Annotated in this window: 1 protein-coding gene; it reads left to right on the forward strand. The window is 75.3% G+C overall.

The features are described 5' to 3' along the window. Positions 1 to 52: 52 nt before the first annotated feature. Positions 53 to 1,228 (forward strand): alpha/beta hydrolase, encoded by a 1,176-nt coding sequence (locus tag AOJ26_RS39730; RefSeq protein WP_063790391.1) that lies wholly within the window; start codon positions 53 to 55, stop codon positions 1,226 to 1,228. The last annotated feature ends 256 nt before the right edge of the window (positions 1,229 to 1,484 follow it).

Below are 1,484 nucleotides of genomic sequence, written 5' to 3' on the forward strand. Positions count from 1 at the left end.
CCCCGCACCCGCCCACTGGCCCCAACCAACATCCCCCGCGACACTGAAAGGCGTGCGCACTGTCAAAGCGACGGCCGCCGCCGTCACCGCAGCCCTGGCCGCCGGCGCCGCCGGAATCGTCGCCGGGCGGATCGCCAGCGACGCCGGACTGAAGGCGCCCGCGGGCCGCCCCCTGCCCGGCGAACCCCGGCTCACCGTCCACTCCACCGCCGCCGGCCGCATCACCCTCACCCGCGACCTCGCCACCCTCCGCCCCGGCACCTACGGCCTGGCAGGCGACGCCTCCCACGCCGTCGTGGGGCCCGTCCTCGCCGCGGAACCGCACTCCGCCGACACCGTCGTCCGCCGACTGGAACGCGTCACCCACGGCACCCTGGCACCCGGCGACAAGGTGTGGCTCACCCCGAACGCGTACGTCGGCGACCCGGGGTCGGCCCTCGGCCTCGACCACACCGACGTCGAGATCCCGGGTGAACTGGGCGCCCTGCCCGCGTGGTTCGTCCCCGGCGTCCGGGACACCTGGGTCATCGCCGTCCACGGCCTCGGCACGACCCGCGAACACGCCCTGAACGTCATGGAGTTCCTGCACCGCCACCGCTTCCCGGTCCTCGCGCCGGTCCACCGCGGCGACGTCGGCGCCCCCCGCCCGCCGGACGGCCTGAACCACTTCGGCGAGACCGAGTGGCGCGACCTGGACGCGGCGATGCGGTACGCCGTCAGCAACGGCGCCCGCCAACTCGTGCTGCACGGCTGGTCCACCGGCGCCACCATGGCCCTGCACGCCGCCGCCCGCTCCGGGCTGCGCGACCGCGTCAAGGGGCTCGTCCTGGACTCCCCGGTCCTCAGCTGGGAGCTGACCCTGCGTGCCCTCGCCGCGGCCCGCCACACGCCAGGCGTCCTCCTCCCGCTCGCGGTGCGCGCCGCGCAGGGCCGCACCGGCCTGCCCAGCGACCGCTTCGGCCTGTACGCCGACCGCACCGTCCCCGACGACTACCACGGGGACCGAACCGACGACGCGGTCCCGGCCCGCCCCCAGCCGCCGACCCTGATCCTCCACGGGCCGGACGACACCATCGCCCCCTGGGAGCTCTCCCAGCGTCTCGCCGACGCCCACCCTGACCGGATCGCCCTCCACACGGTCCGTCAGGCCCCGCACGCGGCGATGTGGAACGCCGACCCGAGCGCCTACGAAGAGGCACTGCGCCGTTTCCTCACCCCGCTGATGTGACCTCCGGGCGCCCCGGTCCCGCAGCTTCCGTTTAAGCCCGTACCACTGGCCTGATCTCGGCGTATGCCCCTCCGCGCGGCCCCGCCGCGGGACCCGCCCGGGTCCCGCGGCGGCATTCCGTTTGGGTTTTCGGACCGTCAACCGGAAGACTGCACCCGTGACGTCCCGTATCCCGCGCGACTCCAGGCTTCGACTCGTCCGCCCGCGACCCCTGGCCGCCGCCCCCACAGCCGTGAACCAACGGCGCCCACGGCGC

This window comes from Streptomyces sp. NRRL B-24085 (assembly GCF_001282115.1).
Lineage (GTDB): Bacteria > Actinomycetota > Actinomycetes > Streptomycetales > Streptomycetaceae > Streptomyces.